Origin of the sequence: Bordetella sp. H567, from assembly GCF_001704295.1 — a bacterium.
GTDB lineage: Bacteria > Pseudomonadota > Gammaproteobacteria > Burkholderiales > Burkholderiaceae_B > Bordetella_C.
In genome coordinates, this window is record NZ_CP012334.1 from 1,623,493 (window position 1) to 1,645,368 (window position 21,876).

The 21,876-nt window shown below is 66.6% G+C and carries 17 protein-coding genes; 9 read left to right on the forward strand and 8 right to left on the reverse strand.

The window, feature by feature from the left end; genetic code table 11:
• Nucleotides 1–39 precede the first annotated feature (39 nt).
• The 5 genes from AKI39_RS07380 to AKI39_RS07400 all read left to right on the forward strand — a co-directional run bounded on the left by AKI39_RS07380 (nt 40) and on the right by AKI39_RS07400 (nt 7,301).
• A complete protein-coding gene (locus AKI39_RS07380) occupies nt 40–1,176 on the forward strand; it encodes a polysaccharide biosynthesis/export family protein (protein WP_066634118.1) in 1,137 nt (378 codons plus the stop codon).
• 97 nt (nt 1,177–1,273) lie between these two features.
• The gene (locus AKI39_RS07385) at nt 1,274–3,532 is read left to right on the forward strand and encodes a polysaccharide biosynthesis tyrosine autokinase (RefSeq protein ID WP_066634119.1); all 2,259 of its coding nucleotides are present in this window, start codon (nt 1,274–1,276) and stop codon (nt 3,530–3,532) included.
• A 15-nt stretch (nt 3,533–3,547) separates the two neighbouring features.
• Complete coding sequence (locus tag AKI39_RS07390) at nt 3,548–4,951, forward strand: phosphomannomutase/phosphoglucomutase (protein ID WP_066634121.1); 1,404 nt, start codon at nt 3,548–3,550, stop codon at nt 4,949–4,951.
• A 22-nt stretch (nt 4,952–4,973) separates the two neighbouring features.
• Nucleotides 4,974–6,011, forward strand: a complete 1,038-nt coding sequence (gene galE, locus AKI39_RS07395) for a UDP-glucose 4-epimerase GalE (RefSeq protein ID WP_066634123.1) — start codon at nt 4,974–4,976, stop codon at nt 6,009–6,011.
• Nucleotides 6,012–6,113: 102 nt separating this feature from the next.
• Nucleotides 6,114–7,301 (forward strand): AI-2E family transporter, encoded by a 1,188-nt coding sequence (locus AKI39_RS07400; RefSeq protein ID WP_076879670.1) that lies wholly within the window; start codon nt 6,114–6,116, stop codon nt 7,299–7,301.
• Nucleotides 7,302–7,429: 128 nt separating this feature from the next.
• Here the strand turns inward: AKI39_RS07400 and AKI39_RS07405 are convergent, their stop codons facing one another.
• The 4 genes from AKI39_RS07405 to AKI39_RS07420 form a co-directional block, all read right to left on the reverse strand.
• A complete protein-coding gene (locus AKI39_RS07405) occupies nt 7,430–8,332 on the reverse strand; it encodes an NAD-dependent protein deacetylase (RefSeq protein ID WP_083228684.1) in 903 nt (300 codons plus the stop codon).
• 157 nt (nt 8,333–8,489) lie between these two features.
• On the reverse strand, nt 8,490–9,434 hold the full coding sequence (gene epsC / locus AKI39_RS07410; protein ID WP_066642409.1) for a serine O-acetyltransferase EpsC: 945 nt from the start codon (nt 9,432–9,434) through the stop codon (nt 8,490–8,492).
• Between the two features lie 214 nt (nt 9,435–9,648).
• Complete coding sequence (locus AKI39_RS07415) at nt 9,649–10,485, reverse strand: inositol monophosphatase family protein (RefSeq protein ID WP_066634124.1); 837 nt, start codon at nt 10,483–10,485, stop codon at nt 9,649–9,651.
• 281 nt (nt 10,486–10,766) lie between these two features.
• Nucleotides 10,767–11,525 (reverse strand): SDR family NAD(P)-dependent oxidoreductase, encoded by a 759-nt coding sequence (locus AKI39_RS07420; protein WP_066634125.1) that lies wholly within the window; start codon nt 11,523–11,525, stop codon nt 10,767–10,769.
• Between the two features lie 178 nt (nt 11,526–11,703).
• Between AKI39_RS07420 and AKI39_RS07425 the strand changes: the two genes are divergently transcribed.
• Both AKI39_RS07425 and AKI39_RS07430 read left to right on the forward strand, forming a co-directional pair.
• Complete coding sequence (locus AKI39_RS07425; protein WP_066634126.1) at nt 11,704–12,717, forward strand: TRAP transporter substrate-binding protein; 1,014 nt, start codon at nt 11,704–11,706, stop codon at nt 12,715–12,717.
• Nucleotides 12,717–14,612 (forward strand): TRAP transporter large permease, encoded by a 1,896-nt coding sequence (locus AKI39_RS07430; protein ID WP_066634128.1) that lies wholly within the window; start codon nt 12,717–12,719, stop codon nt 14,610–14,612. The genes AKI39_RS07425 and AKI39_RS07430 overlap by 1 nt, the downstream gene beginning before the upstream one ends.
• 99 nt (nt 14,613–14,711) lie before the next feature.
• On the opposite strand, the gene AKI39_RS07435 is transcribed toward AKI39_RS07430, so the two are convergent.
• From AKI39_RS07435 to AKI39_RS07445, 3 genes are all read right to left on the reverse strand, one after another.
• Nucleotides 14,712–15,620 (reverse strand): DUF72 domain-containing protein, encoded by a 909-nt coding sequence (locus tag AKI39_RS07435; RefSeq protein WP_235610769.1) that lies wholly within the window; start codon nt 15,618–15,620, stop codon nt 14,712–14,714.
• A 46-nt stretch (nt 15,621–15,666) separates the two neighbouring features.
• Nucleotides 15,667–16,878 carry an FAD-dependent monooxygenase gene (locus tag AKI39_RS07440; RefSeq protein WP_066634130.1) on the reverse strand — a complete coding sequence of 404 codons (1,212 nt, stop codon included), beginning with the start codon at nt 16,876–16,878 and terminating at the stop codon, nt 15,667–15,669.
• 75 nt (nt 16,879–16,953) lie between these two features.
• Entirely contained in the window at nt 16,954–17,994 is a 1,041-nt protein-coding gene (locus tag AKI39_RS07445; protein WP_083228685.1) for a Bug family tripartite tricarboxylate transporter substrate binding protein, read from the reverse strand.
• Between the two features lie 159 nt (nt 17,995–18,153).
• Between AKI39_RS07445 and AKI39_RS07450 the strand changes: the two genes are divergently transcribed.
• On the forward strand, nt 18,154–19,125 hold the full coding sequence (locus tag AKI39_RS07450) for a LysR family transcriptional regulator (protein ID WP_066634132.1): 972 nt from the start codon (nt 18,154–18,156) through the stop codon (nt 19,123–19,125).
• Here AKI39_RS07450 and AKI39_RS07455 read toward each other — a convergent pair.
• Nucleotides 19,107–19,556 (reverse strand): PA2169 family four-helix-bundle protein, encoded by a 450-nt coding sequence (locus AKI39_RS07455; RefSeq protein ID WP_066634134.1) that lies wholly within the window; start codon nt 19,554–19,556, stop codon nt 19,107–19,109. The genes AKI39_RS07450 and AKI39_RS07455 overlap by 19 nt on opposite strands.
• Nucleotides 19,557–19,750: 194 nt before the next feature.
• On the opposite strand from AKI39_RS07455, the gene AKI39_RS07460 reads away from it, so the two are divergent.
• Nucleotides 19,751–21,835 carry an ATP-dependent helicase gene (locus tag AKI39_RS07460; RefSeq protein ID WP_066634136.1) on the forward strand — a complete coding sequence of 695 codons (2,085 nt, stop codon included), beginning with the start codon at nt 19,751–19,753 and terminating at the stop codon, nt 21,833–21,835.
• The last annotated feature ends 41 nt before the right edge of the window (nt 21,836–21,876 follow it).

Consider the following 21,876-nt stretch of genomic DNA (forward strand, 5'->3'; position numbering starts at 1 on the left):
AACAGTAGGCCCTAACAGGTCATTAACCGTGGAAAGCCAATGAACACGATCCTTCGCACGCTATGCCGGGGCGGCCTTATGGTCGCTCTGGTTTCGCTCTTGGGCGCCTGCGCATTCGCGCCGGGCATGCGTTATAAGCCCGACTTCCTGGTCGATCCGAACGATCCGAATTCGCGCGTCGAGGTCAAGGCGATCACGCCACGGCTTGCGCTGGAAGAAACACGTGCGCGCGAACAGCCGGTCAACGATAACGTTCGTCAACTTATCGGCACGGCGAAGCCCTATGTGATCGGCCCCGGCGACATCCTTTCGATCGTTGTCTGGGACCACCCTGAACTAGTCCTTCCGACGCAAACCTACAGCATCGGCACGGGGCCGACCGAACTCACCTTTGGGGATACGGGGGCCGGCATTCCGGGCTATCCCGTGTCCTCGGATGGCTACATTCAGTTCCCCTATGTAGGCCTTGTGAAGGTAGTCGGGCTTACGGAGGCGCAGGTTCGTACCAACCTCATACGCGGCTCGGCCAACTATATTCAGGATCCTCAAATCACGGTGCGCGTGCTAGGTTATCGCAGCAAACGCGTATTCGTGGAAGGCGAGGTAAAGACGCCGGGGCCGCTGCCCATCACTGATGTGCCCATGACCTTGCCGCAAGCCATCAACACGGCGGGCGGGGCGCTTGCTACGGCGGATCGCAGCCGCGTCTACGTGACGCGTAACGGTCAAACGACACGCGTGGATTTGCCGATGCTTCAGCAGGCGGGGATCGATCCGACCGCCATCCTGCTGCAGCCCAACGACATTGTTCGCGTCGTTCCGCGCGACGAGAACAAGGTCTATGTAATGGGAGAAGTAACGCAGCCCCTGGCGTTGACCATGCACGACGGCGTACTGACGTTGGGCGATGCCTTGGGCGAGACCGGAGGTCCCAGTCAACTGACCAGCGAGCCCGCGGACATCTATGTCGTCCGCGCCCTGCCCAACGCAACACCGGAGGTATTCCGCCTGAACAGTGCATCGCCCCAGGCCATGGCAGTCGCCCAGAAGTTCCCGCTGCAGTCCAAGGACGTGGTCTTTGTCGACGCGGGCAACCTGGTGCGGTGGAATCGCTTTATCTCGCTCTTGTTCCCCAGCGCGCAGACGGTCCAGACCGTGGACTCGGTGCGCAAATAGCAATCTCTTCCGCACGCGGCCCGCATGGTGTTGCGATGCGGGCCACGACGTGCCGGCCGTTGCCGGCGCGATGTTTCTTACTACTAGCGAGTCGACAATGAAGCAGCCTCCTCTCCAGCTGGAATACGCCAATGCCGGGGGTACACCCCCGGACACCCCGATGATGTCGTACGTGGACGTATTGCTGGCGAACCGTTTCATGATCATCGTCGTGACCCTGCTCGCGACGTTAGTCGGAGTGGCTTACTACCTCATCAGGCCACCCGTGTACCAGTCCGACATCGCGGTGCAGGTGGAAGAGGAGTTGCCGACGGGACAACGGACCAGCATGCTGGGCGACGTCTCGTCCATCTTCGACATCAAACAGGCGGCATCGGGCGAAATGGAAATCCTGCGTTCGCGCCTGGTGGTGGGGCATGCCGTGGACTATTACCAGCTCTATGTCCACGCCACGCCGGACTACTTTCCGGTCATCGGCCGCTGGCTGGCCAAGCGGCGTGAGAGCTTCGCGCTGCCGACCGCCGTCACCGACGCGATTCCAGGCGGCTGGGCCTGGGGTGGCGAGCGCATCCAGCTCAATCGCATCGATGTGCCGGACGACCTGATCGGCAAGAAGCTGCGCGTGGTGGCGCTGGGCGCCGGCGCCTACGAGCTGGTGGACCCGGTGCACGACCGGCGTTTCGAAGGCCGTGTCGGGCAGCTGGAGCGCTTTGAAGTGCCCGGCGGCGCGATCGAAATGCAGATCGACACGCTGCATGCCCGGCCGGAGACCAGCTTCACCGTGGTGCGCGAGTCGCGTCTGGAAGCGATCGAATCGCTGCAGACGCGCATGGGCATCTTCGAACGGGGACGCCAGTCCAACGTCATCGGCGTGACGCTGCAGGGCCAGGATCCGGTGCTGACGGCGGCCGTGCTGAACGAAATCGGCCAGGAGTATGTGCGGCAGAACACCAACCGCAAAACCGCCCAGGCGGAAAAATCCCTGGCTTTCCTGGACCAGCAGCTGCCGGTGCTGAAAAAGCAGCTGGAAGAATCGGAGACCCGCTACAACGCCCTGCGCAATTCACGCGGGACCATCGACCTGACCGAGGAAGCCAAGCTGATCCTGGGCCAATCGGTGGAAACGCAGAACAAGATCTTCGAACTGAAGGCCCGGCGTCAGGAACTGGTCACGCGCTTCGCGGCCTCGCATCCTAGCATCGCCGCCATCGACCGGCAGATCGCTTCGCTGACCGGCGACATGAACAAGCTGAACAGCAAGATCCGCGAACTCCCCGACCTGGAACAGGACGTCGTGCGCCTGACTCGCGACGTCAAGGTCAACACCGACTTGTACACGGGCCTGCTGAACAACGCGCAGCAACTGCGCATGATCCGCGCGGGCAAGGTCGGCAATGTCCGGGTGGTCGATACGGCCGTCGCGGCGGAAAAGCCGCTGAGCCCGAAGGCGCCTATCGCGCTGGGCGTGGCAGCGCTGGCCGGCCTGGTGCTTGGCGTGGTCGCGGCCTTCCTGCGCAACGCACTGTTCGGCGGACTGACGGACCCGGACGAGATCGAGCGCTATACCGGCCTGCCCGTGCTGGCGACGGTGCCCTACAGCGATCTGCAGGACCGGTTGTGGCGCCGCGCGCGCCGCAAGAATGCGCGCATCCCGGCACTGCTGGCGCAGAGCAACGGCAGTACGCCGCCCATTGAAAGCCTGCGCAGTTTCCGCACCGTGCTGCAGGTGGCCATGCGCGATTCTTCCAACAACATCGTCGTGTTCACGGGGCCGCTGGCCGGCGTGGGCAAGTCCTTCCTGTCGGCCAACTTCGCCTTCATCCAGGCGGCGGTCGGTAAGCGGGTGCTGCTGATCGACGCCGACTTCCGCCGCGGTACGCTGAACCGCTACTTCGCCACGCCGGCCGAGAACGGCCTGTTCGAGGTGCTGGCGGGCACGGTGCCGCTGGAGGCGGTCACCAAGCGCAACATCATGAACGGCGTGGACTTCATCTCCACCGGCAGGGTCACCTTCGATCCTTCCGAACTGCTGGCTTCCGAAGCCTTCGGCGAGTGCCTGCATGCGCTGGCGGCCGACTACGACATCGTGATCGTCGATACGGCGCCGGTGCTGTCCTCGTCCGACGCCGCGGTGGTGGGTGCGCATGCCGCGGCGGTCATGGTGGTGGTGCGGTCCGGCATGAACACGGTGGGCGAGATCCGGGAAACCAACAAGCGCCTGCAGCAGGCCGGCGCGCCGGTCGCGGGCGTGGTCTTCAATGGCCTGAAGCTGCAGTCCGAAGGCTGGGGCTATCGCTCCAAGTATGGTCCCTATCGATATTCGCGCGCGTCGTATTACGGCGAAAACCAGCCCTAGCCCATTGGAGACGTCATGGATTCCCTGGGTGTTCCGGAATCGTCCGGATTCCCGCCGCACGTCTTCCGCGCCGATGAGATACGTGGCCGCGTCGGCCACGACATCAACGCCCACTTCGCGCACGCGTTGGGGGTGGCGCTGGGGGGCTGGGCGGCCGAGCAGGGCCGGCGCGCCGTGGTCATCGGCAAGGACGCGCGGCTAAGCAGTGTCGAATTGGCTGCAGCGCTGCAGGCCGGCGTGCGCGAGTCCGGGATGGCGGTGATCGATATCGGCATGGCGACGACGCCGCTGACATGGTTCGCCGCGCGCCTGACGGATACGGGCACGGCGGTATCGGTGACCGGTGGCCACGACGACGACGGCTACAACGGCTTCAAGCTCATGCTGGACGGCGATGTCGTGGGCCATGCGGGCTTGCACGCCCTGCGCGGGCGCATGCAGGCGCAGGCCAGCAGCGTTGCGCGTCCCGGTGCACGGACGCTGATCAGCGCCGCGCCCTGCTACGTGTCCAGGCTGGTCAGTGATATCCGCCTGGAACGCTCGCTGAAAGTGGCGCTGGACTGCGGCCATGGCGTGGCCGGCAGCCTGGCACCCGATGCGCTGCGCGAACTGGGCTGCGAGGTCACCGAACTGGCCTGCGACATGACGGGTGCATACCCCGACGACGAGCCCAGGCCCGGCGAAGCGCGCTACCTGGCCGACCTCGCGGCGCGCCTGCGCTACAACGGCTGCGAGCTGGCGCTGTCGATCACCGGCGACGGCGATCGCGTGACGGTGATCAGCAAGTCGGGAGCGCGCGTGTGCGCGGACCGCCTGCTGATCCTCTTCGCCCGCGACATCCTGGGCGCGGCTCAGGGCGGGGCGGTCGTCCACGACGTGAAAAGCAGCCGCAACCTCGCGCGCGAGATCCGCGCGCTGCGCGGCGCGTCGGTGGTCAGCCGGGGCGGCGATGCGCATATCGGCGAAAAGATGCGCGAGACGGGGGCGCTGCTGGGCGGCGAAACGGGCGGCGGCATCCGCTTCAAGGACCGCTGGCTTGGCCATGGCGACGGCCTGTACACCGCGGCACGATTGTTGGAGCTGCTGTCGCGGCATCGAGATGCCTCGGCGGTGCTTGATGCCTTGCCGCAGTCCTGCGCCACGCCGGAGCTGCGCGTGGACATGGCCGACGGCGAACAGCACCGCCTGGTCGAGGCGCTGCGCACGCGGGGCCGCTTCATGGGCGCGCGGGAAATCATCCACCTGGACGGCGTGCGCGTCGAATACGAGGACGGTTTTGGCCTGGCGCGCGCGGCCGCGGCGCAGCCCGCCGTCATGCTGCGGTTCGAGGGCGACAACGGTATCGCACTGTCGCGCATCCAGGAGGACTTCCGCCGACAGCTGCTTAGCGTGGCACCAGGATTGCGACTGCCTTTTTAACGTGTAGGGCAACGGAGCGGCAATGACGACGCTATTGGTCACCGGCGGGGCCGGCTACATCGGCAGCCATACCTTGATAGAGCTTATCGGGGCGGGATACCGCCCCATCATCATCGACAACCTGTGCAATGGCAGCCGTGCCGCCGTGCGCCGCGTCGAGCGCATCGCCGGTGCGCGGATCTCGTTCGTGGAAGGCGATATCCGCTCCGCGTCGCTGCTCGACACGCTGTTTTCGCTGCAGAAACGACAAGGGCATCCCATCGAGTGCGTGTTGCATCTGGCGGGCGTCAAGGCGGTGGGGGAGTCGGTTCGAGACCCTATCAAGTATTTCGACAACAATGTCTCCGGGACGGTGGCGCTGCTGTCGGCGATGCGGGCGCACGGCGTTCGGCGGCTGGTCTTCAGTTCTTCCGCCACCGTGTACGGGGTGCCGCGCTTCCTGCCGTTCACCGAGGAACATCCGCTTCAGCCGACCAACCCGTATGGACGGTCCAAGTTGATCGTCGAGCAGATGCTGCAGGACGCCTGCGCCGCCGACCCCGACTTCAGCGCCGTGACCCTGCGCTATTTCAACCCGATTGGCGCGCATCCCAGCGGCTTGATCGGCGAGAATCCGCGCGACGTGCCCAACAACCTGTTCCCGTACATCACGCAGGTGGCGGTGGGCCGCCAGCCGCACTTGAAGGTCTTCGGCAACGACTACGACACCGAGGACGGCACGGGGGTGCGCGATTACCTTCATGTCATGGACCTGGCCGCGGGGCATGTGCGCGCGGTCGATTATGCGCTGCGCCATGCCGGTTTTGTTGCCGTCAACCTGGGGACGGGGAAGGGTACCAGCGTGATGGAGCTGGTGCGCACTTTCGAGCGCGTCAATGGGCTGCGCATCCCCTGCCGGATCGAAGCCCGGCGCCCTGGGGATGTGGACCGGGTCTGGGCCGACCCCAGCCTGGCCCGCAGGCTATTGCGTTGGCAGACCTCCCACGGCGTGGAGAGCATGTGCAGGGATGGCTGGCGCTGGCAGCAGTCCAACCCGGAGGGCTACGGGGCGGTGCAGTGACCGTATAACTGGGCACGGCGGTTGCTCTGGGTGAGCACTTACAACACAACATGGCGTCCCTCAGGCCGCCGGTAGCACGACACCCCTGAATCGTCGCCCTCCATGAGCTCACAGCCACGCGTGCCGTCCGTCAACACGACGACGGTGTCCGCCGCCGCCCCCACCGTTTCCGTCGCCGGCGCCGCAGCCGGCGAGACCGCCACGGCGATGCCGCCGCCGCGTGCCTTCGACCGGCGGCACGCGCCCTTGTCCGTCATCGCGGTGCTTGCGGTCGTGTTCGCCTTGCACCTGGCCAGCGACTTCATCATCCCGCTGGTCATTTCCATCATCCTGTCGTACGCGCTGGATACGCCCGTCACGTTCCTAAACCGCCGCGTTCGCTTGCCTCGCGCGGTGGCCGCGACCATCGTGGTGGTGGCGCTGCTCGCAGTCGTGGCCTTCGGCATTTCGTCGTTGCGCGGCCAGGTCATGTCCATCGTGGATAGCCTGCCGCAAACGGCGCAGAAAGTGTCGCGCTCCGTGGCAAGCTTCAATGCCGGCAACGGCTCGGTCCTGGAAAAGCTGCGCGCCGCCGCCAACGCGGTCAATGCCCCGGAGAAGCCGCGCTCCGATGGCGCACGGGTGGTGGTGACGCGGCCCGCCGACAAGCTGGACGAAATGCTGCTCGCGGGTTCCAAGGGCATCGCGCAGTTCCTCGGCCAGGCGCTCATGGTGATTTTCCTGGTGTTCTTCCTGCTGCTGTCGGGCGACACCTTCAAGCGCAAATTCGTCCACGTTTGCGGCCACAACCTGACCGAGAAAAAAATCAGCGTGCACATGCTGGACGAGATCCACCGCTCCATCCGGCTGTACATGATGATGATGGTGGTCACCAATGTCCTGCTGGGCCTGTTGACCTGGCTCGCCTTCCGCTGGATAGGCCTGCACAACGCCGGTACATGGGCCGTCGTCGCCGGCGCCCTGCACGTGGTCCCCTATTTCGGCCCGCTGCTGGTCGCCCTGTTCACCGGCGTCGCCGCGGTGGTGCAGTTCGGCGAATTGGGCACCGCGCTGCTGGTGGCCGGGGTGTCGCTGCTGATCGCGGCCCTGATCGGTTTCGTCATCCAAACCTGGATGACGGGCCGCATCGCCAAGATGAACCCCGTGGCGGTCTTCGTCATCCTGCTGCTGTTCACATGGGCCTGGGGCCTGTGGGGCACGCTGTTGTCCATTCCCATCGCGGTCATCGTGAAGGTTGTCGCGGACCACGTGGAAGGCTTCCAGGGCGTGGCGGAGTTCCTGGGCGAATAGTCCGGCACGTCGTATGCTTCAGCTGCCATTTACCCTGGCGGTTGTCCACAGCTTCTGTGGACAACCCTCTGGATAGTCTGCGAACAGCCCCGAAAAAACCTTGTATGACAAGGGCTTGCGCCCAGAGGTCAAAATCCTCCCAGGCCGTGGGCACCGCCCTCCGGCCGTGCGCCGGCTTCCTCGTCCTTGGACAAAAGCGGCAGCAGCGCGGCCAGGGTGTCGGCGCAAGGCTGTTCTATCTTCAGGGCCAGCAGCGGATCGGCCCGGGTACGGCCCAGGTTGATGGCGGCAACGGGCAGCCCCGCGCGGTCCGCGGCGGCGACGAAGCGGTAGCCCGAATACACCATCAGGGACGACCCCACCACCAGCACGGCGTCGGCATGGGCCAGGCCGTCATTGGCGCGCGCCACGCGATCGCGCGGCACGGTTTCGCCGAAGAACACCACGTCGGGCTTGAGGATGCCGCCGCAGACGGGACAGGGAGGCACCTGAAATCCGGAAAAGTCCAGTCCGTCCAGGTCGGCGTCGCCGTCCGGAGCGTCTGTGGCATCCAGGTCTAGCCAGTCGGGATTCAGCGATTCCAGTGACGCCTGCATGTGCGCGCGCGGCAGCATGTGCCCGCATTGGGTGCAGATGACGCGGTCCATGCGGCCGTGCAAGTCGACGACGTCGCGGCTGCCGGCTCTTTCGTGCAGGCCGTCGACGTTCTGCGTCACCAGGCACGAAAGCCGGCCCTGGCTTTCCAGCCGCGCCAGCGCCAGATGCGCCGCATTGGGCGCGACGTTGCCGAACATGCGCCAGCCGATCATGCCGCGCGCCCAATAGCGCGAGCGCGACAGGGCGCTGCCCATGAAGGTGCTGAAGTTCATCGGCGGGCGGCGCTTCCACGCGCCCTCGCTGTCGCGGTAATCGGGGATGCCGGAACCGGTACTGCAGCCCGCACCCGTGAGCACGAACAGCCGCGGATGCGCCAGCACGAAATCCCGCAGGGCACCCGCCCCGCCGCCTACCATCGCCATATCAGAGTCCATCGCACATTGAACTAGCCGCGTCGAACCACCCACGCCGCATGAAACAGGTGTCGCCCGATCGGGGACGCCGCGGATCCGGCTCCGCCGGTCCGCCAGCGTCGCCCCCCTTGAGGGGGGAAGCGCGCAGCGCTTCGGGGGGTGGGTCTCTCCAGGCCCTCTACCCCCCAAGCCCGGCGTCGGGCGAGGTGTTCAGCGTGCCGGCCTGGGTCACGTTGGAGCCGGGCGGCACGTCGCGCGTCAGCCAGACATTGCCGCCGATGACGGAGCCGCGGCCGATGGTGATGCGGCCGAGGATGGTCGCGCCGGCATACACCACCACGTCGTCTTCCAGCACCGGATGGCGCGGCAGTCCTTTCTTCAGCTCGCCGTTTTCGCCGGGGGGAAAACGCTTCGCGCCCAGCGTCACCATCTGGTATAGCCGCACGCGGTCGCCGATCACGGCGGTTTCGCCGATCACCACGCCGGTACCGTGATCGATGAAGAAGCTGCGCCCGATGGTCGCGCCGGGATGGATATCGATGCCCGTATCGGCATGCGCGATCTCGGCAACGATGCGGGCCAGCAGCGGTACGCCGAGCAGGTAGAGTTCATGCGCCAGGCGGTGGTGGATCATCGCCAGCACGCCGGGATAGCACAGCAGCACTTCATCGACGCTGCGCGCCGCCGGATCGCCCTGGTAGGCCGCGATCACGTCGGCGTCCAGCTTGCGGCGCACCGCGGGCAGCCGCGCGCCGAAGGCACGCACGATTTCTTCCGCGCGCTGTTCGGTTTCCGTACGGATGGGGCCGCGATTGCGTTCCGCATGGTTCAGTTCCAGCCGCACCTGGTGCAGCAGGGCATCGAGCGCGGTACCGATGGTATGGCCCACGTAGAAGTCTTCCAGCTCTTCGCGCAGGTCGATGGGGCCCAGGCGCATGGGGAAGAGGGCGCCGCACAGCGCCGCGACGATCTGGCGGATACTTTCCTGTGATGGGAATTCGCGGCCGCCGGCATCGCGCAGGCGACCGAGCGGCTCGCGCCATTCCGTACGGACGCCGCGCAGTTCCGAAACGATACGGTCCAGGTTCCAGGATGCGCTGTGGTGGTTCAGGGGTGCGTTCATGGCGCTCAGGCTGCGGGTGGAGGTGACATACACGCGCCGGCACCGGAGCGCGGCGGTGGCGTAATCCTAATTTACCCCGATGGCAGCTCGTCCGCCGGGGCAAACCTTGCCATGCAAAGGGTTTATGGCGCACCGCGGGCGGGAATGCGCGCGTCTGGCCGGTGTGTGTCGCGCGGGCGTCGCGATGCGGCCGCCGGGCCCGCCAGGGCGGATGCTAATCCGCCCCCAACAGCAGGCGCCGCGCCGCTTTCCAGCTGCCCGCGTCCGGCGCATAGAGCAGGCCGCCGCCGCGATGCGTGGGCTTGTACGGCGATCCGTCGAAATGGGCGCTGTAGCCGCCGGCCTCGTGATGCAGCAGCCAGCCGGCCGCGTGGTCCCAGGGCATCAGGCGACCGTACAGCAGCACGTCGGCATGGCCGCCCGCGATCATGCGGTACTCATGGGCGGAACAGTTCAGGATGGTCGACGACGCCAGGCCTAGTGCATTGGCGTTGACGGTGGTGCGCAGTGGCTCGTCCAGATGGCGCACAGCGATCAGGCCGGTCATTTCCTCCGCAGGCACCGGCGTCGCCACGCGCAGGGGCGTCTGGACGCCGTGTTCGTTTTCCAGCCACGCGCCTTCGCCGCGCACCGCGATGGCGGCATCGCGGCAGAGGGGGTCGTAGATGATGCCCGCCATGACTTCGCCGCGGCTGACCACGGCCACCATGACGCCGAACAAGGGCAGGCCGGCCACGTAGTTGCGCGTGCCGTCGATGGGGTCGATGAGGAAGGCCAGTTCGGCGTCGATCCACACGTTCAGCAGCGTCGGGTTGCGCGAACAGGCTTCTTCGCCCACCACGACGGCGCCCGGATAGGCGCGCGACAGCCGTTCGCCGATCAGGCGTTCGGCCGCTTCATCGGCGTCCGTGACGACGTCCAGCGGGGAGGTCTTGCTGCGCACGGCAGCCGCGGCCAGATGGCGGAAGCGCGGCATGATTTCGGCGTCCGCCGCCTCGGCCATGAGCGCGGCGATGCGGCGCGTGTCTTCACGGGTGATGGATCGGAGCATGGGATGCCGAATCTACCACGAGACGGGCCGGCCGGGGCCGGCATGGCGGCCCCGGCATCCCTGCGCCGATTTTGCCCGGCATGGCCAAGTGCTTGTACGGCAAGGCATTTTTGAAACTCCCCCGAAGCTATCCCTAGGGTTGTCCACAAAACGTGGGGATAAGCCTGGGGCGGGGCGCCTGGGCCATCCCTGCTCGCCAGGCGCAAGTGCTTGTGCGCAAAAGGGTTTTTGAATCTGCCCAAGGGCTATCCCTAGGGTTGTCCACACAATGTGGGGATAAATCAGGCGCGGATCAGGCCACCGGCGATGAAGCCGCCGTCCACGCAGATGACCTGGCCGGTGACATAGCCCGACCTGCGGTCGTCCAGCAGCCAGCTGATCGTCCCGCTCAATTCCGAAGGCTCGGCATAGCGTTTCTGCGGCACGTGCGCCAGCCAGCGTTGGCGCGCTTCCGGGGCATGCATGCGGCTGACCAGCGGCGTGTCGATGGGGCCGGGCGCCACGGCGTTGACGCGGATGCCATACTCGGCGAGCTCGATCGCCATGACCTGCGTCAGCGTCACCACGCCGCCCTTGGATGCACCATAGGCCGCGCGGCCCAGATTGCCGCGCAGTCCCGAGACCGAGGTGATGTTGACGATGGCGCCGTGTCCGCGCCCCCGCATGCGACGCGCCGTTTCGCGAGCCACGACGAAGGTACCGACCAGGTTCACTTCCAGAGTGCGGCGCAGCAGCGCGACGTCGGTATCCAGGAAGGGCACGTCGCGGCCGATACCGGCGCAATTGACCAGCCCCGCGAGGGGCGCGAAGTGCCTTTCGACATGCTCCAGCGTGTCCGCCACCGCGGCTTCGTCGGTGACGTCGAGCACGACGCAGCGGGCGTGGTCCGAGGGCATGCTGGCCCGCGCGGCATCGATGCTGTTGGCGTCGACGTCCGCCACCACGACCTTCCAGCCTTCTTCCAGCAGGCTGTGTGCGACAGCGAGTCCGATGCCGGACGCACCGCCGGTGATAAGAACCGCATAGGCGTTGAAGTCCATGATGTCTCCTTGTAATAGCGCAGGAACATTCTTAAGCCATGTGCAATGTCTCTATGATCTAATACTTTCGCCGCGCGCGGGGAGGGGCTGTTTTTACGGTACCGTGGCGCGTGCGCGTAAACCCGCACATCGCGCAGCGATGCAGCGGAAAAACAAAACGGAGACGAGAGGACACAGGATGGACCAGACACGACGGAAGTTGATGCTTGCCGCCGCAGGCGGCGCGACGCTCGCCGCCACGCCGATGCGGCAAGCCCTTGCGGCCCCCGAATTCCGCTACAAGTACGCCAACAACCTGCCCGCCACGCACCCCATGAACGTGCGCGCGCGTGAAGCCGCGGCCGAGATCGCCAAGGACACGAACGGCCGCTTCCAGCTGGATGTATTTCCCAGCAGCCAGCTGGGCTCGGACACCGACACCTTGAGCCAGCTGCGCTCGGGCGCGGTCGAATTCTTCACCCTGTCCGGACTGATTCTTTCCACGCTGGTGCCGACCGCGTCGATCAGCGGCGTGGGCTTTGCCTTCCCGGACTACGACACCGTGTGGAAGGCCATGGACGGCGACCTGGGCGCTTTCATTCGCAAGGAAATCAACGCCAAGGGCCTGCTGGTGATGGACAAGATCTGGGATAACGGCTTTCGCCAGGTCACGACCAGCACGCATCCGATCAACGGCCCGGGCGACTTCAAGGATATGAAGATCCGCGTGCCGGTCAGCCCGCTGTGGACGTCCATGTTCCAGGCGCTGGGCGCGGCGCCGGCCAGCATCAACTTCAACGAGACCTATTCGGCGCTGCAGACGCGGATCGTGGACGGCCAGGAAAATCCGCTGGCCATCATCCAGACCGCCAAGCTCTACGAAGTGCAGAAGTACTGCTCGATGACCAACCACATGTGGGACGGCTTCTGGTTCCTGATGAACCGTCGCGCATGGGAAAAACTGCCCAAGGACATCCAGGGCATCGTCGAGAGGCACATCAACGACGCCGGCATGAAGATGCGCGCCGACACGTTCAAGCTGAACGGCGAACTGCAAACGCAATTGGCGCAGCAGGGGCTCACCTTCAACACGCCCGATCCCGCCCCCATCCGCGAGGCCTTGCGCAAGGCCGGTTTCTACAAGGAGTGGCAGGGCAAGTACGGCGAGAAAGCCTGGGCCGTCCTGGAACAGTCGGTCGGCAAGCTGTCGTGATGCACGACGCGCACACGCAGGCCGCCGGGCCTGCCGTTCCGCCTGCGGGCGGCGGCACTGGCGCGGGTCCAGCCTGGGTGGGCCGTGCCGACGCCGTGCTGGGCTGGCTGGTCGAGATCCCGGCGGTCATGCTCGTGGTCGCGGAAATCGTGGTGCTGTTCGCCGGGATCGTCGCTCGCTACGTCTTTCACACGCCCCTGGTGTGGTCGGACGAATTGGCGTCCATCCTGTTCCTGTGGCTGGCCATGCTGGGCGCCGTGGTGGCGTTTCGCCGCGGCGAACACATGCGCATGACGGCGCTGGTGAACCGCGCCTCGCCGGTGGCGCGGGCCTTCCTGGAAGTGGTGGCGGTGGCCGGCGCCCTGGCCTTCCTGCTCATGACCGCCATGCCGGGCTACGAGTACGCGATCGAGGAACAGTACGTCACCACGCCAGCCCTGGAGATTTCCAATATCTGGCGCGCCGCGGCGCTGCCGGTGGGCACCGCGCTGATGATCCTGATCGCCTTGCTGCGGCTGGCGGGGCGCGGCGCATGGCGCGTGACGCTGGGCGCGGTGGCGCTGGTGGCGGCGATCGTCGCCGCCATGACGGTGCTGCAGCCGGTATTCGCGGGATTGGGCAATGCCAACCTGGTCGTGTTCTTCGTCGGCATCGTCGCCGTCTGCGTTTTCGCGGGCGTGCCCATCGCGTTCTGCTTCGGCCTGGCGACCTTCGGCTATCTGGCCCTGACCACGGGCACGCCGATGATGGTGGTGGTCGGGCGCATGGACGAAGGCATGTCGCACCTGATCCTGCTGGCGGTGCCGATGTTCGTTTTCCTGGGCGTACTGATCGAGATGACGGGCATGGCCGAACGCATGGTCGGTTTCCTGGCCAGCCTGCTGGGCCATGTGCGCGGCGGCCTGTCCTACGTACTGATCGGCGCGATGTACCTGGTATCCGGCATATCCGGCGCCAAGGCCGCCGACATGGCCGCGGTCGCGCCGGTGCTGTTCCCCGAAATGCGCAAGCGCGGCGCGCGCGAAGGGGACCTGGTGGCACTGCTGTCGGCCACGGGCGCCCAGACCGAAACGATTCCGCCCAGCCTGGTGCTGATCACCATCGGCTCCGTGACCGGCGTGTCCATTACCGCGCTGTTCACCGGCGGGCTGCTGCCGGGCGTGGTGCTGGGCATCATGTTGTGCTTCGTGGTGTGGCGCCGCAGCCGCCACGAGAACGTCGATAGCGTGGCGCGGGCGACCCGGGCCGAGATCCTGCGCGCGCTCTTGATCGCCCTGCCGGCGCTCGCGCTGCCGTTCGTGATCCGTGCGGCCGTCGTCGAAGGCGTGGCCACCGCGACGGAAGTGTCGACCATCGGCATCGTGTATTCGGCCCTGGTCGGCCTGCTGGTGTACCGGCGTTTCGACTACAGGCGCCTGTGGCCCATGCTGGTCGACACGGCCAGCCTGTCCGGCGCCATCCTGTTGATCATCGGCGCGGCCACCGGCATGGCGTGGGCGCTGACGCAATCGGGGTTTTCGCACCAGCTGGCCGATATGATGGCGAAGCTGCCCGGTGGCGCGTTCACCTTCATGGCCGTATCCATCGTGGCCTTCGTGATCCTGGGCAGCGTGCTGGAAGGGATTCCGGCCATCGTGCTGTTCGGGCCGCTGTTGTTCCCGATCGCCAGGCAGATCGGCGTGCACGAAGTCCATTACGCCATGGTGGTGATATTGGCCATGGGCATAGGCCTGTTCGCGCCGCCTTTCGGCGTGGGGTATTACGCCGCCTGCGCCATCAGCCGCGTGCCGCCGGACCGCGGCATGCGGGCCATCGTGGGATATATGGCCTCCATCGCGATCGGCCTGGTCATCGTCGCCGCGATTCCCTGGTTGTCCATCGGATTCCTGAAGTAGCGGATTCCTGACGTAGCGGATTCCTGAAGGAGCGGATTCCTGTAGGCGCCCGCTGGTTCTTTTCACCGCCGCTGCGGCTTGCCGGCGCGGCGCCGGTTTTCATGCCGGCAGCCGCTGCAGCGCCTGCATCAGGCCTTGGGCGTTGCGCACACCCTGGTCCTCGAAATTGGTGTTCAGGATGACGTGGGTCTTGCCTGCCCGTTGCGCCAGCGCACGGACGCGCCGGGCCATCTCCTCCAGTTCGGCCACGCTGTACACGTAGTTGAACCGGCTGGACGAAGCCTTGCCGGACGATGCCCAGGCCGCGGTATTGCGGCCGTGCATGCGGACCATGGCCATATCGTCGCGCGTGATTTCCCACACCGCCGGCACGCTGTCTTCCGATGCCGATGGCGAGTCCACCACCGTATGTACGGCGCGCAGCTCCCGCAGGAAGTCCAGCGTGGCCGTTGCGGCGCCGTCCTCGAACCAGGCGCGATGGCGGAACTCGACCGATGCGATATGGTCTTCGAGGCGGGCGACGCAGTCGGCGACGCGCGCTCGGCCACGGCGATCCGGCTTGATCCAGCGCGGAAACTGGAAATGCACCGTGCCCAGCTTGCCGGTCATGCGCAGGGGCTCCAGTGCGAACACGAAGCGGCGCCAGGCTTCGTCCACGATATCGCGCGGCAGGTCGTCGACGAATACGACCGCGTTCTCCTCATCGGGCAGTTCGCGGCGCAGGTCCGCGTCCAGGGCGGACGGCGGTGTCTGGTGTCCGGTGAACAGCCGGAATGCCTTTACATTGACCACGAAGGCCGGTGGCGTGCGCGTGGCCCAGGCCTGCGCCGCGCGGGCGGAGGGCAGGGCGTAAAAGCTGGAGTCCACTTCCACCAGGGGAAAGCGCGAGGCGTAGTAGCGCAGCCGCCCTTCGGCCGTATCGACCTCGGGTGGATAGAAGCGCCCGCAAGCCAGCAGGGTGGGGTCGGTCCAGGAGGCGGTGCCGACCAGGATGGACGGGGACATCATCAGGCCTTAGACGCTGCCGCGATTCGGCAGGCCCCGATTTTACGGCCTAGATCTGCACCGCATCCACGTCGTAGGTAAACAGCCATTCGTACCGCTCGCGCACGCGGTCTTCATTCCATTCGCGGGCCACATAGGACGCCGCGCCATCGGCGTGGGCGAGGGCGGGGTTGTGGAAGCGCCGGGCGTTTTCCGCCGACCCGCGCACCACCCTGGCCGTACGGTCCTTGCGCAGTGCTTCATAGCGCCTCAGGGCCTCCTCGATGCCGGCTTGCCCTTCGTCCAGGCAGCGCGCGAGGATGTAGCCGTCCTCGATCGCCATCGCCGCGCCCGACGCCAGCATCGGCAGGGTCGGATGGCAGGCGTCGCCCAGCAACGTGATACGGCCTTGCGTCCAGACGGACAAGGGCTCGCGCAGCATCAGCGCCCATTTGAACGGCTGGTCCAGGGCGCGGATCAGTGTTTGCACGTCCTCGTGCCAGCCCGCGAAATCCGCCAGGCATTCCTCGATGGACCCCTGCTGGGTCCAGGACTCCACCTGCCAGTCGTCGCGTTCCAGGATCCCCACGAAGTTGACCAGCTCGCCGCGCCGCAGCGGGTAATGGATCACGTGCGCGCCGGGTCCGACCCAGTTCACGGCATACGGTTCGCGTAGATGCGCGGGCAAGCGCGCGGCGGGAATGACGCCGCGCCATGCCAGCGCGCCCGAGAATGCGGCGTCGTCCGCGCCGAACAGGTGGGCCCGTATCCGAGAGTGCACGCCGTCGGCGCCAATCAGGATGTCACCATGGCGCGTGCTGCCGTCCGCCAGCGTGGCGAGGACCTGCGCACCCTCCTGGCGGACCGCTTCCACCTTCGCGTTCAGCTCGATGGCGTGTGGATCCATCGCCCGCACGGCGTCGACCAGGCAGGCGTGGAGATCGGCACGGTATATGGTCAGGTAGGGATAGCCGTAGCGTGATACGGACTCCGCGCCCAGGTCGAACAGCGGCCAGGTCTGGCCGGTATTCCACAGGCGTATGCGCTTGCCGGCCGCGGTGCTGGCGCGGCGCGTCAGATCCTCGCCCAGGCCCAGCTTGAAGAGGGCGTGGTTGGCGTTGGCGCTCAGCTGTATGCCGGCGCCCAGTTCGCGCAGTTCCGGCGCCTGTTCCAGCACGCGTACGGGGAAGCCGCGCCGCTGCAGGGCCAGGGCCGCCGTCAGGCCTCCCAGGCCGGCGCCGGCGATCAGGATCCGTGGTTTGCGCGCATCGCTGCTATGCATGATTCATTCCTTGTTGCGGTGAAGAGCGGCCCGAGCCCTGTCCGTGTCCTTGGCGGCCATATCGGCGGCATCCCCTTACTCGGGTTTGACGTTGGCCTGCTTGACGATATCGGTCCACTTGGCCAGATCGGCCGCGATGGCCGCCGCATAGTCCTGCGGCGAGCCGCCGACGGGTTCCAGGCCCAGGTCCTGCATCTGCCTGACGACGTCCGCATCCTTGGCGGCGGCGGTAAGGGCTGCCGCCAGCTTATCGACGACGGGCCGCGGCGTGCCGGCGGGCGCCAGCAAGCCGAACCACGAGTACGCTTCGTACGGTTGGCCCAGTGCCTCGGCCAGCGTTGGAACATCGGGCAGCTTGGCATAGCGATGCGCGCCGGTGGTGGCGTAGGCGCGCAGCTTGCCGGCGGCGATCTGCGGATAGAGCAGCGTCACGGTGTCGAACAGCAGATCGACCTGTCCTCCCATGACGTCGGTCATCGCGGGCGCGCCGCCGCGATACGGCACATGCAGCAGATGGAGGCCGGCCGTTTTATTGAAGAGCTCCGCGGCCAGATGGTCGATGGAGCCCGTGCCGGCGGACGCCACCGTGACGCGATGGTCCTTCGCATACGCGACCAGCGCGGCCAGCGTGTCGGGCGGGAAGTCGGGCCGGCCGACCAGGATGAGCGGGCCGCGCACCGCCATGCCGATGGGCGTGAAGGATTTCACCGGGTCGTATTGCAAATGCGGGTACAAGGCGGGCGCGACGACCATGCTGCTGGTGCCGCCCCATAGCAGGGTGTAGCCATCGGCGGGGGCGCGGGTGACGGCCGCGGTTCCCACCGTACCGCCGGCGCCAGCGCGGTTCTCCACGATGACCGCCTGTCCCAGCCGCTCTCCCATGACCTTGCCGAACAGGCGTGCGCTGCTGTCGGTCGGGCCTCCCGGCGGAAAGGGCACGACCAGGGTGATGGGCTTGGCCGGATAGTCCGACGCGGCGCCGGCAGGCGGCGCGCCAAGGACGAGCAGGGCCAGCAGGCCCAGCAGCGCCGCCCGTACAGTGGACCCGGCGCCGCGGCCGCGATGCCGCGGCAGGCTGCCTGGACAGCGGTCCGCACCGGCAAGAAAGTTGGACATGGTTGTCTCCGAGCGTGATTCTTGTTGGGATGGGCCTGCCGTTCCACGGGAGGGCAATGCCTGCATGCATTTCAACAAAACCGTCTGGACAAGTGAATGCACATTGTCTACTCAATTAACAACTAGAATTTGTGAATCGAGGAGAGCCCGGGGGAAACCATGAATTTTTCGCTGCGCCAGTTGAACGCCTTCATCGCGGTCGCGCGCAATGCCAGTTTCACCAAGGCTGCCGAGCAGTTCCACATCACCCAGGCAGGATTGAGCGCGATGGTCCGCGAACTGGAAGAGCAGCTGAATTGCCGGCTTTTCGAACGCACCACGCGCGTGGTGCGGCTGACGCCAGCCGGCGCGCGGCTGCTGCCGGTGGTCGAACGCACCGTGGGCGAGCTGGGCGCCGCGGCCGCGGACGTCGCCAGCCTGGAGCGACCCCAACGCAATCGCGCGCGCATCGGCGTGACCCCGTTGATTGCCTGTAGCGTGATTCCCGACGTGCTCAAGCGCCTGCAGCGGATCGTGCCGGAGGCGGATTTCGAAGTGTCGGACCTGGATCGCGCCCTGATCCAGGGACAGGTGGAACGTGGCGAACTCGATGCCGGTTTCGGCGCATTCTTCAATCGCGTATCGGGCATACGCCGGCGCGCCCTGTTCCAGTGGCATCCGGTCCTGGCCGTGGCGCCCGGCTCTCGCCGCACGACCAGTCCGACGGCATGGACCGACGTTGCCATCGACAACCTGATTTCGCTGCCGCGCGACAATCCCATCCAGCAGCTGGTCGACCGGCGCCTGCATATCACGCCGGCCGATGCGCCGAAGGGCCGCACCGTGACTCACCTGGAAACCGCCATGGCGATGGTGGAAGCGGGGTTGGGCCAAGCCATCGTGCCCTCTTTCGCGGCCGTGGCGCGATCGCGTTGGCGCGTACGGTTCGTGACGATGGAGCCCGTCCTGGCGCTGAACTACTACTGCATCACCCCGGCGGGACGTCCCGTGCCCCCGCTGGTGGAGCACTTCGCCGCGGTCTTCACGGCGGTGGCGGGCATGCACATGAAAACGCCGAAAAAAACGCCGCTTTCGCAGCGGCGTCCAACGCGCATCGGGAACGATATGGCGCGTCAGGTGCTGGCACGATAGCGGTCGCGCAGCGCCCGGATCTGGTCGTGATTGCGCAACACGCCTTCATACTGCCTTTGCACCACCGCGCGGATGTCCTCCGGCAGGGGCTCGCGCAAGGCGTTGGTGTAATCGTGCTTGGCGACGTCCTCGCCGCGTTCGCATTCTTCCAGGATGGCGGCGTCGCTGCGGCCGGTGACGGCGGCCTTCAGGTTGACCCATCCGCGATGCACGGCGCCGGCCACGCTGCCGCCGGTTTCGGGCTTGCCGCCCAGCCGCGAGACGATGGCCTGCAGCTCAGCCGCGCCGGCCGCGCAGTCGTTCGCACGGTTCTGGAAAAGTCCCCGCAGTTCCGGGTCCTTGGTGTCTTCGGCGGCCGCCAGAAAACCCTTTTCTCCGTTCTTGCTGGTTTCGGTCAGGTCGTTCAGCAGTTTGACGATACGATCGGCCATGGCATTCTCCTTGGTGAGTAAAACCGCGCGCCGCCTTCCGCGGACGCGCACACAGGGGCATTCCGCAAACCCCGTACCCATGGGCGGCTCCCGGACGGACTGAGGTTTTATCCAGTATCATGGCGGCCTGTCGCGCCGTCTTGTTGGCGGCGCCTGCCCATCCACGACGCGGCTCCAGCCCGTCTCGCCCGCCCATGTCCGAACGCCCCGCCACCGGCGCCGAAGCGCCCGATCCGCTTGCGGAATTGAACCCCAGCCAGCGCGAAGCCGCCGAATATGGCGCCGGGCCGGCGGGGGGCGGCCCGCTGCTGGTCATCGCCGGGGCGGGATCGGGCAAGACGAGCACGCTGGCCCATCGCGTCGCCAACCTGATCCTGAAGGGCGCGGACGCGCAGCGCATGCTGCTGCTGACGTTCTCGCGGCGCGCGGCCATCGAAATGGAAAGACGGGCCGGGGCGGTATTGCAGAAGGTGCTGCGGCTGGGCGCCGGCCACGTACCTCCCGCCCTGCCATGGGCCGGCACGTTCCACGCCATCGGCGCGCGCCTGCTGCGCGAGTTCGCCCCGCGCATCGGCCTGGCCGAGTCCTTCACCATCCACGACCGCGGCGATTCCGAAGACCTGATGGGCATGCTGCGCCACGAACTGGGGCTCTCGTCCACCGAATCGCGTTTTCCGCTGAAGGGCACCTGCCTGTCCATCTATTCACGCGTGGTGAACAGCCAGACGCCGCTGGACGGTATCCTGAAGGAAGTCTATCCCTGGTGCGCGCAGTGGGAAGAACAGCTCAAGCGCCTGTTCCGCGCCTACGTGGAAGCCAAGCAGGCCCAGCAGGTCCTGGACTACGACGACTTGCTGCTTTATTGGTCGGAAATGATGGCCCACCCCGACATCGCGGGCGACGTGGGCGGCCGCTTCGATCACGTCATGGTGGACGAATACCAGGACACCAATCGCCTGCAGGCCGCCATCCTGCTGGCGATGAAGCCGGACGGCCGTGGGCTGACGGTGGTGGGCGACGACGCGCAGGCCATCTATTCCTTCCGCGCCGCGACGGTGCGCAACATCCTGGATTTCCCCGCGCAATTCGGCGCGCCCGCCAAAGTGGTCACGCTGGAACGCAACTACCGTTCGACACAGCCCATCCTGGATGCGTCCAACGCGGTCATCGCGCTCGCGCGGGAACGCCACGCCAAGCAGTTGTGGACCGAGCGCAAGTCGTCGAACCGTCCCAAGCTGGTCACGGTCAGCGATGAAGCCGGCCAGGCCCGCTGGGTGGCGGACCAGGTGTTGGCGCAGCGTGAAGCCGGCGCCACGCTGAAATCCCAGGCCGTGCTGTTCCGCGCCTCTGGCCACAGCGCCGCAGTGGAGCTGGAGCTGACACGCCGGAATATTCCCTTCGTCAAGTTCGGTGGGCTGCGCTTCCTGGAAGCCGCCCACATCAAGGACTTGCTGGCGCTGCTGCGTTGGGCGCAGAACCCGCGCGGCCGCATGTCGGGATTCCGCGTGGCGCAACTGGTGCCCGGCATCGGTCCCGCCACGGCAGCGCGCCTGCTGGATGCGATGGACAGCGCGCCGGACCCGCTCGCGGTACTGGACGACTTCAAGCCGGGTAGCGCCGCGCGCGAGGACTGGCAGGGGTTCGCGAAGGTGTACAAGGATTTGTGCGCACCGGGCCTGGCGTGGCCGGCGGACCTCGACATTGCCCTGCGCTGGTATGCGCCGCATCTCGAACGGCTGTACGAGGACGCGCGAGTGCGCAAGGCAGACCTGGACCAGCTGGCCCGGATCGCGTCGGGCTATGCCTCGCGTGAACGCTTCCTGACCGAGCTCACGCTGGATCCTCCCGACGCCACCAGCGCGGAATCGGGCCCGCCGCTGCGCGACGAGGACTACATGATTCTCTCGACCATCCATTCGGCCAAGGGCCAGGAATGGAAGTCCGTCTATGTGCTGAACGTCGTGGACGGCTGCATTCCCTCGGACATGGCCACCGGCTCGGCCGAGGAAATCGAGGAAGAACGCCGCCTGCTGTACGTGGCGATGACGCGTGCCAAGGAAGACCTCCACCTGATCGTGCCGCAGCGCTTCTACGTGCACCAGCAAACGGGCATGGGCGATCGGCACGTCTATGGCTCGCGTACGCGCTTCATCCCGGACGACCTGGGCGCGCTATTCGAATCCTTGCCCAAGGCGCCCGAGCTTGCGCCCCGGCGCGGCGCCGCGCCGGCGCCCGTGGCGCAAGTGGACGTGGCGGCGCGGCTGCGCAAGCTCTTCTAGCGGTGGCAGGGCCTGGCGTTAACAGGCCCTGGCGATGACAG

Excerpts from the sequence above, each read along its gene's own strand:
- AKI39_RS07390 (WP_066634121.1), top strand. The coding sequence starts at position 3,548 with ATGGATTCCCTGGGTGTTCCGGAATCGTCCGGATTCCCGCCGCACGTC.
- AKI39_RS07440 (WP_066634130.1), bottom strand. The coding sequence starts at position 16,878 with ATGCATAGCAGCGATGCGCGCAAACCACGGATCCTGATCGCCGGCGCC.
- AKI39_RS07380 (WP_066634118.1), top strand. The coding sequence starts at position 40 with ATGAACACGATCCTTCGCACGCTATGCCGGGGCGGCCTTATGGTCGCT.
- epsC (WP_066642409.1), bottom strand. The coding sequence starts at position 9,434 with ATGAACGCACCCCTGAACCACCACAGCGCATCCTGGAACCTGGACCGT.
- AKI39_RS07435 (WP_235610769.1), bottom strand. The coding sequence starts at position 15,620 with ATGATGTCCCCGTCCATCCTGGTCGGCACCGCCTCCTGGACCGACCCC.
- AKI39_RS07400 (WP_076879670.1), top strand. The coding sequence starts at position 6,114 with ATGAGCTCACAGCCACGCGTGCCGTCCGTCAACACGACGACGGTGTCC.
- galE (WP_066634123.1), top strand. The coding sequence starts at position 4,974 with ATGACGACGCTATTGGTCACCGGCGGGGCCGGCTACATCGGCAGCCAT.
- AKI39_RS07460 (WP_066634136.1), top strand. The coding sequence starts at position 19,751 with ATGTCCGAACGCCCCGCCACCGGCGCCGAAGCGCCCGATCCGCTTGCG.
- AKI39_RS07425 (WP_066634126.1), top strand. The coding sequence starts at position 11,704 with ATGGACCAGACACGACGGAAGTTGATGCTTGCCGCCGCAGGCGGCGCG.
- AKI39_RS07430 (WP_066634128.1), top strand. The coding sequence starts at position 12,717 with ATGCACGACGCGCACACGCAGGCCGCCGGGCCTGCCGTTCCGCCTGCG.
- AKI39_RS07450 (WP_066634132.1), top strand. The coding sequence starts at position 18,154 with ATGAATTTTTCGCTGCGCCAGTTGAACGCCTTCATCGCGGTCGCGCGC.
- AKI39_RS07455 (WP_066634134.1), bottom strand. The coding sequence starts at position 19,556 with ATGGCCGATCGTATCGTCAAACTGCTGAACGACCTGACCGAAACCAGC.
- AKI39_RS07405 (WP_083228684.1), bottom strand. The coding sequence starts at position 8,332 with ATGGACTCTGATATGGCGATGGTAGGCGGCGGGGCGGGTGCCCTGCGG.
- AKI39_RS07415 (WP_066634124.1), bottom strand. The coding sequence starts at position 10,485 with ATGCTCCGATCCATCACCCGTGAAGACACGCGCCGCATCGCCGCGCTC.
- AKI39_RS07385 (WP_066634119.1), top strand. The coding sequence starts at position 1,274 with ATGAAGCAGCCTCCTCTCCAGCTGGAATACGCCAATGCCGGGGGTACA.
- AKI39_RS07420 (WP_066634125.1), bottom strand. The coding sequence starts at position 11,525 with ATGGACTTCAACGCCTATGCGGTTCTTATCACCGGCGGTGCGTCCGGC.
- AKI39_RS07445 (WP_083228685.1), bottom strand. The coding sequence starts at position 17,994 with ATGTCCAACTTTCTTGCCGGTGCGGACCGCTGTCCAGGCAGCCTGCCG.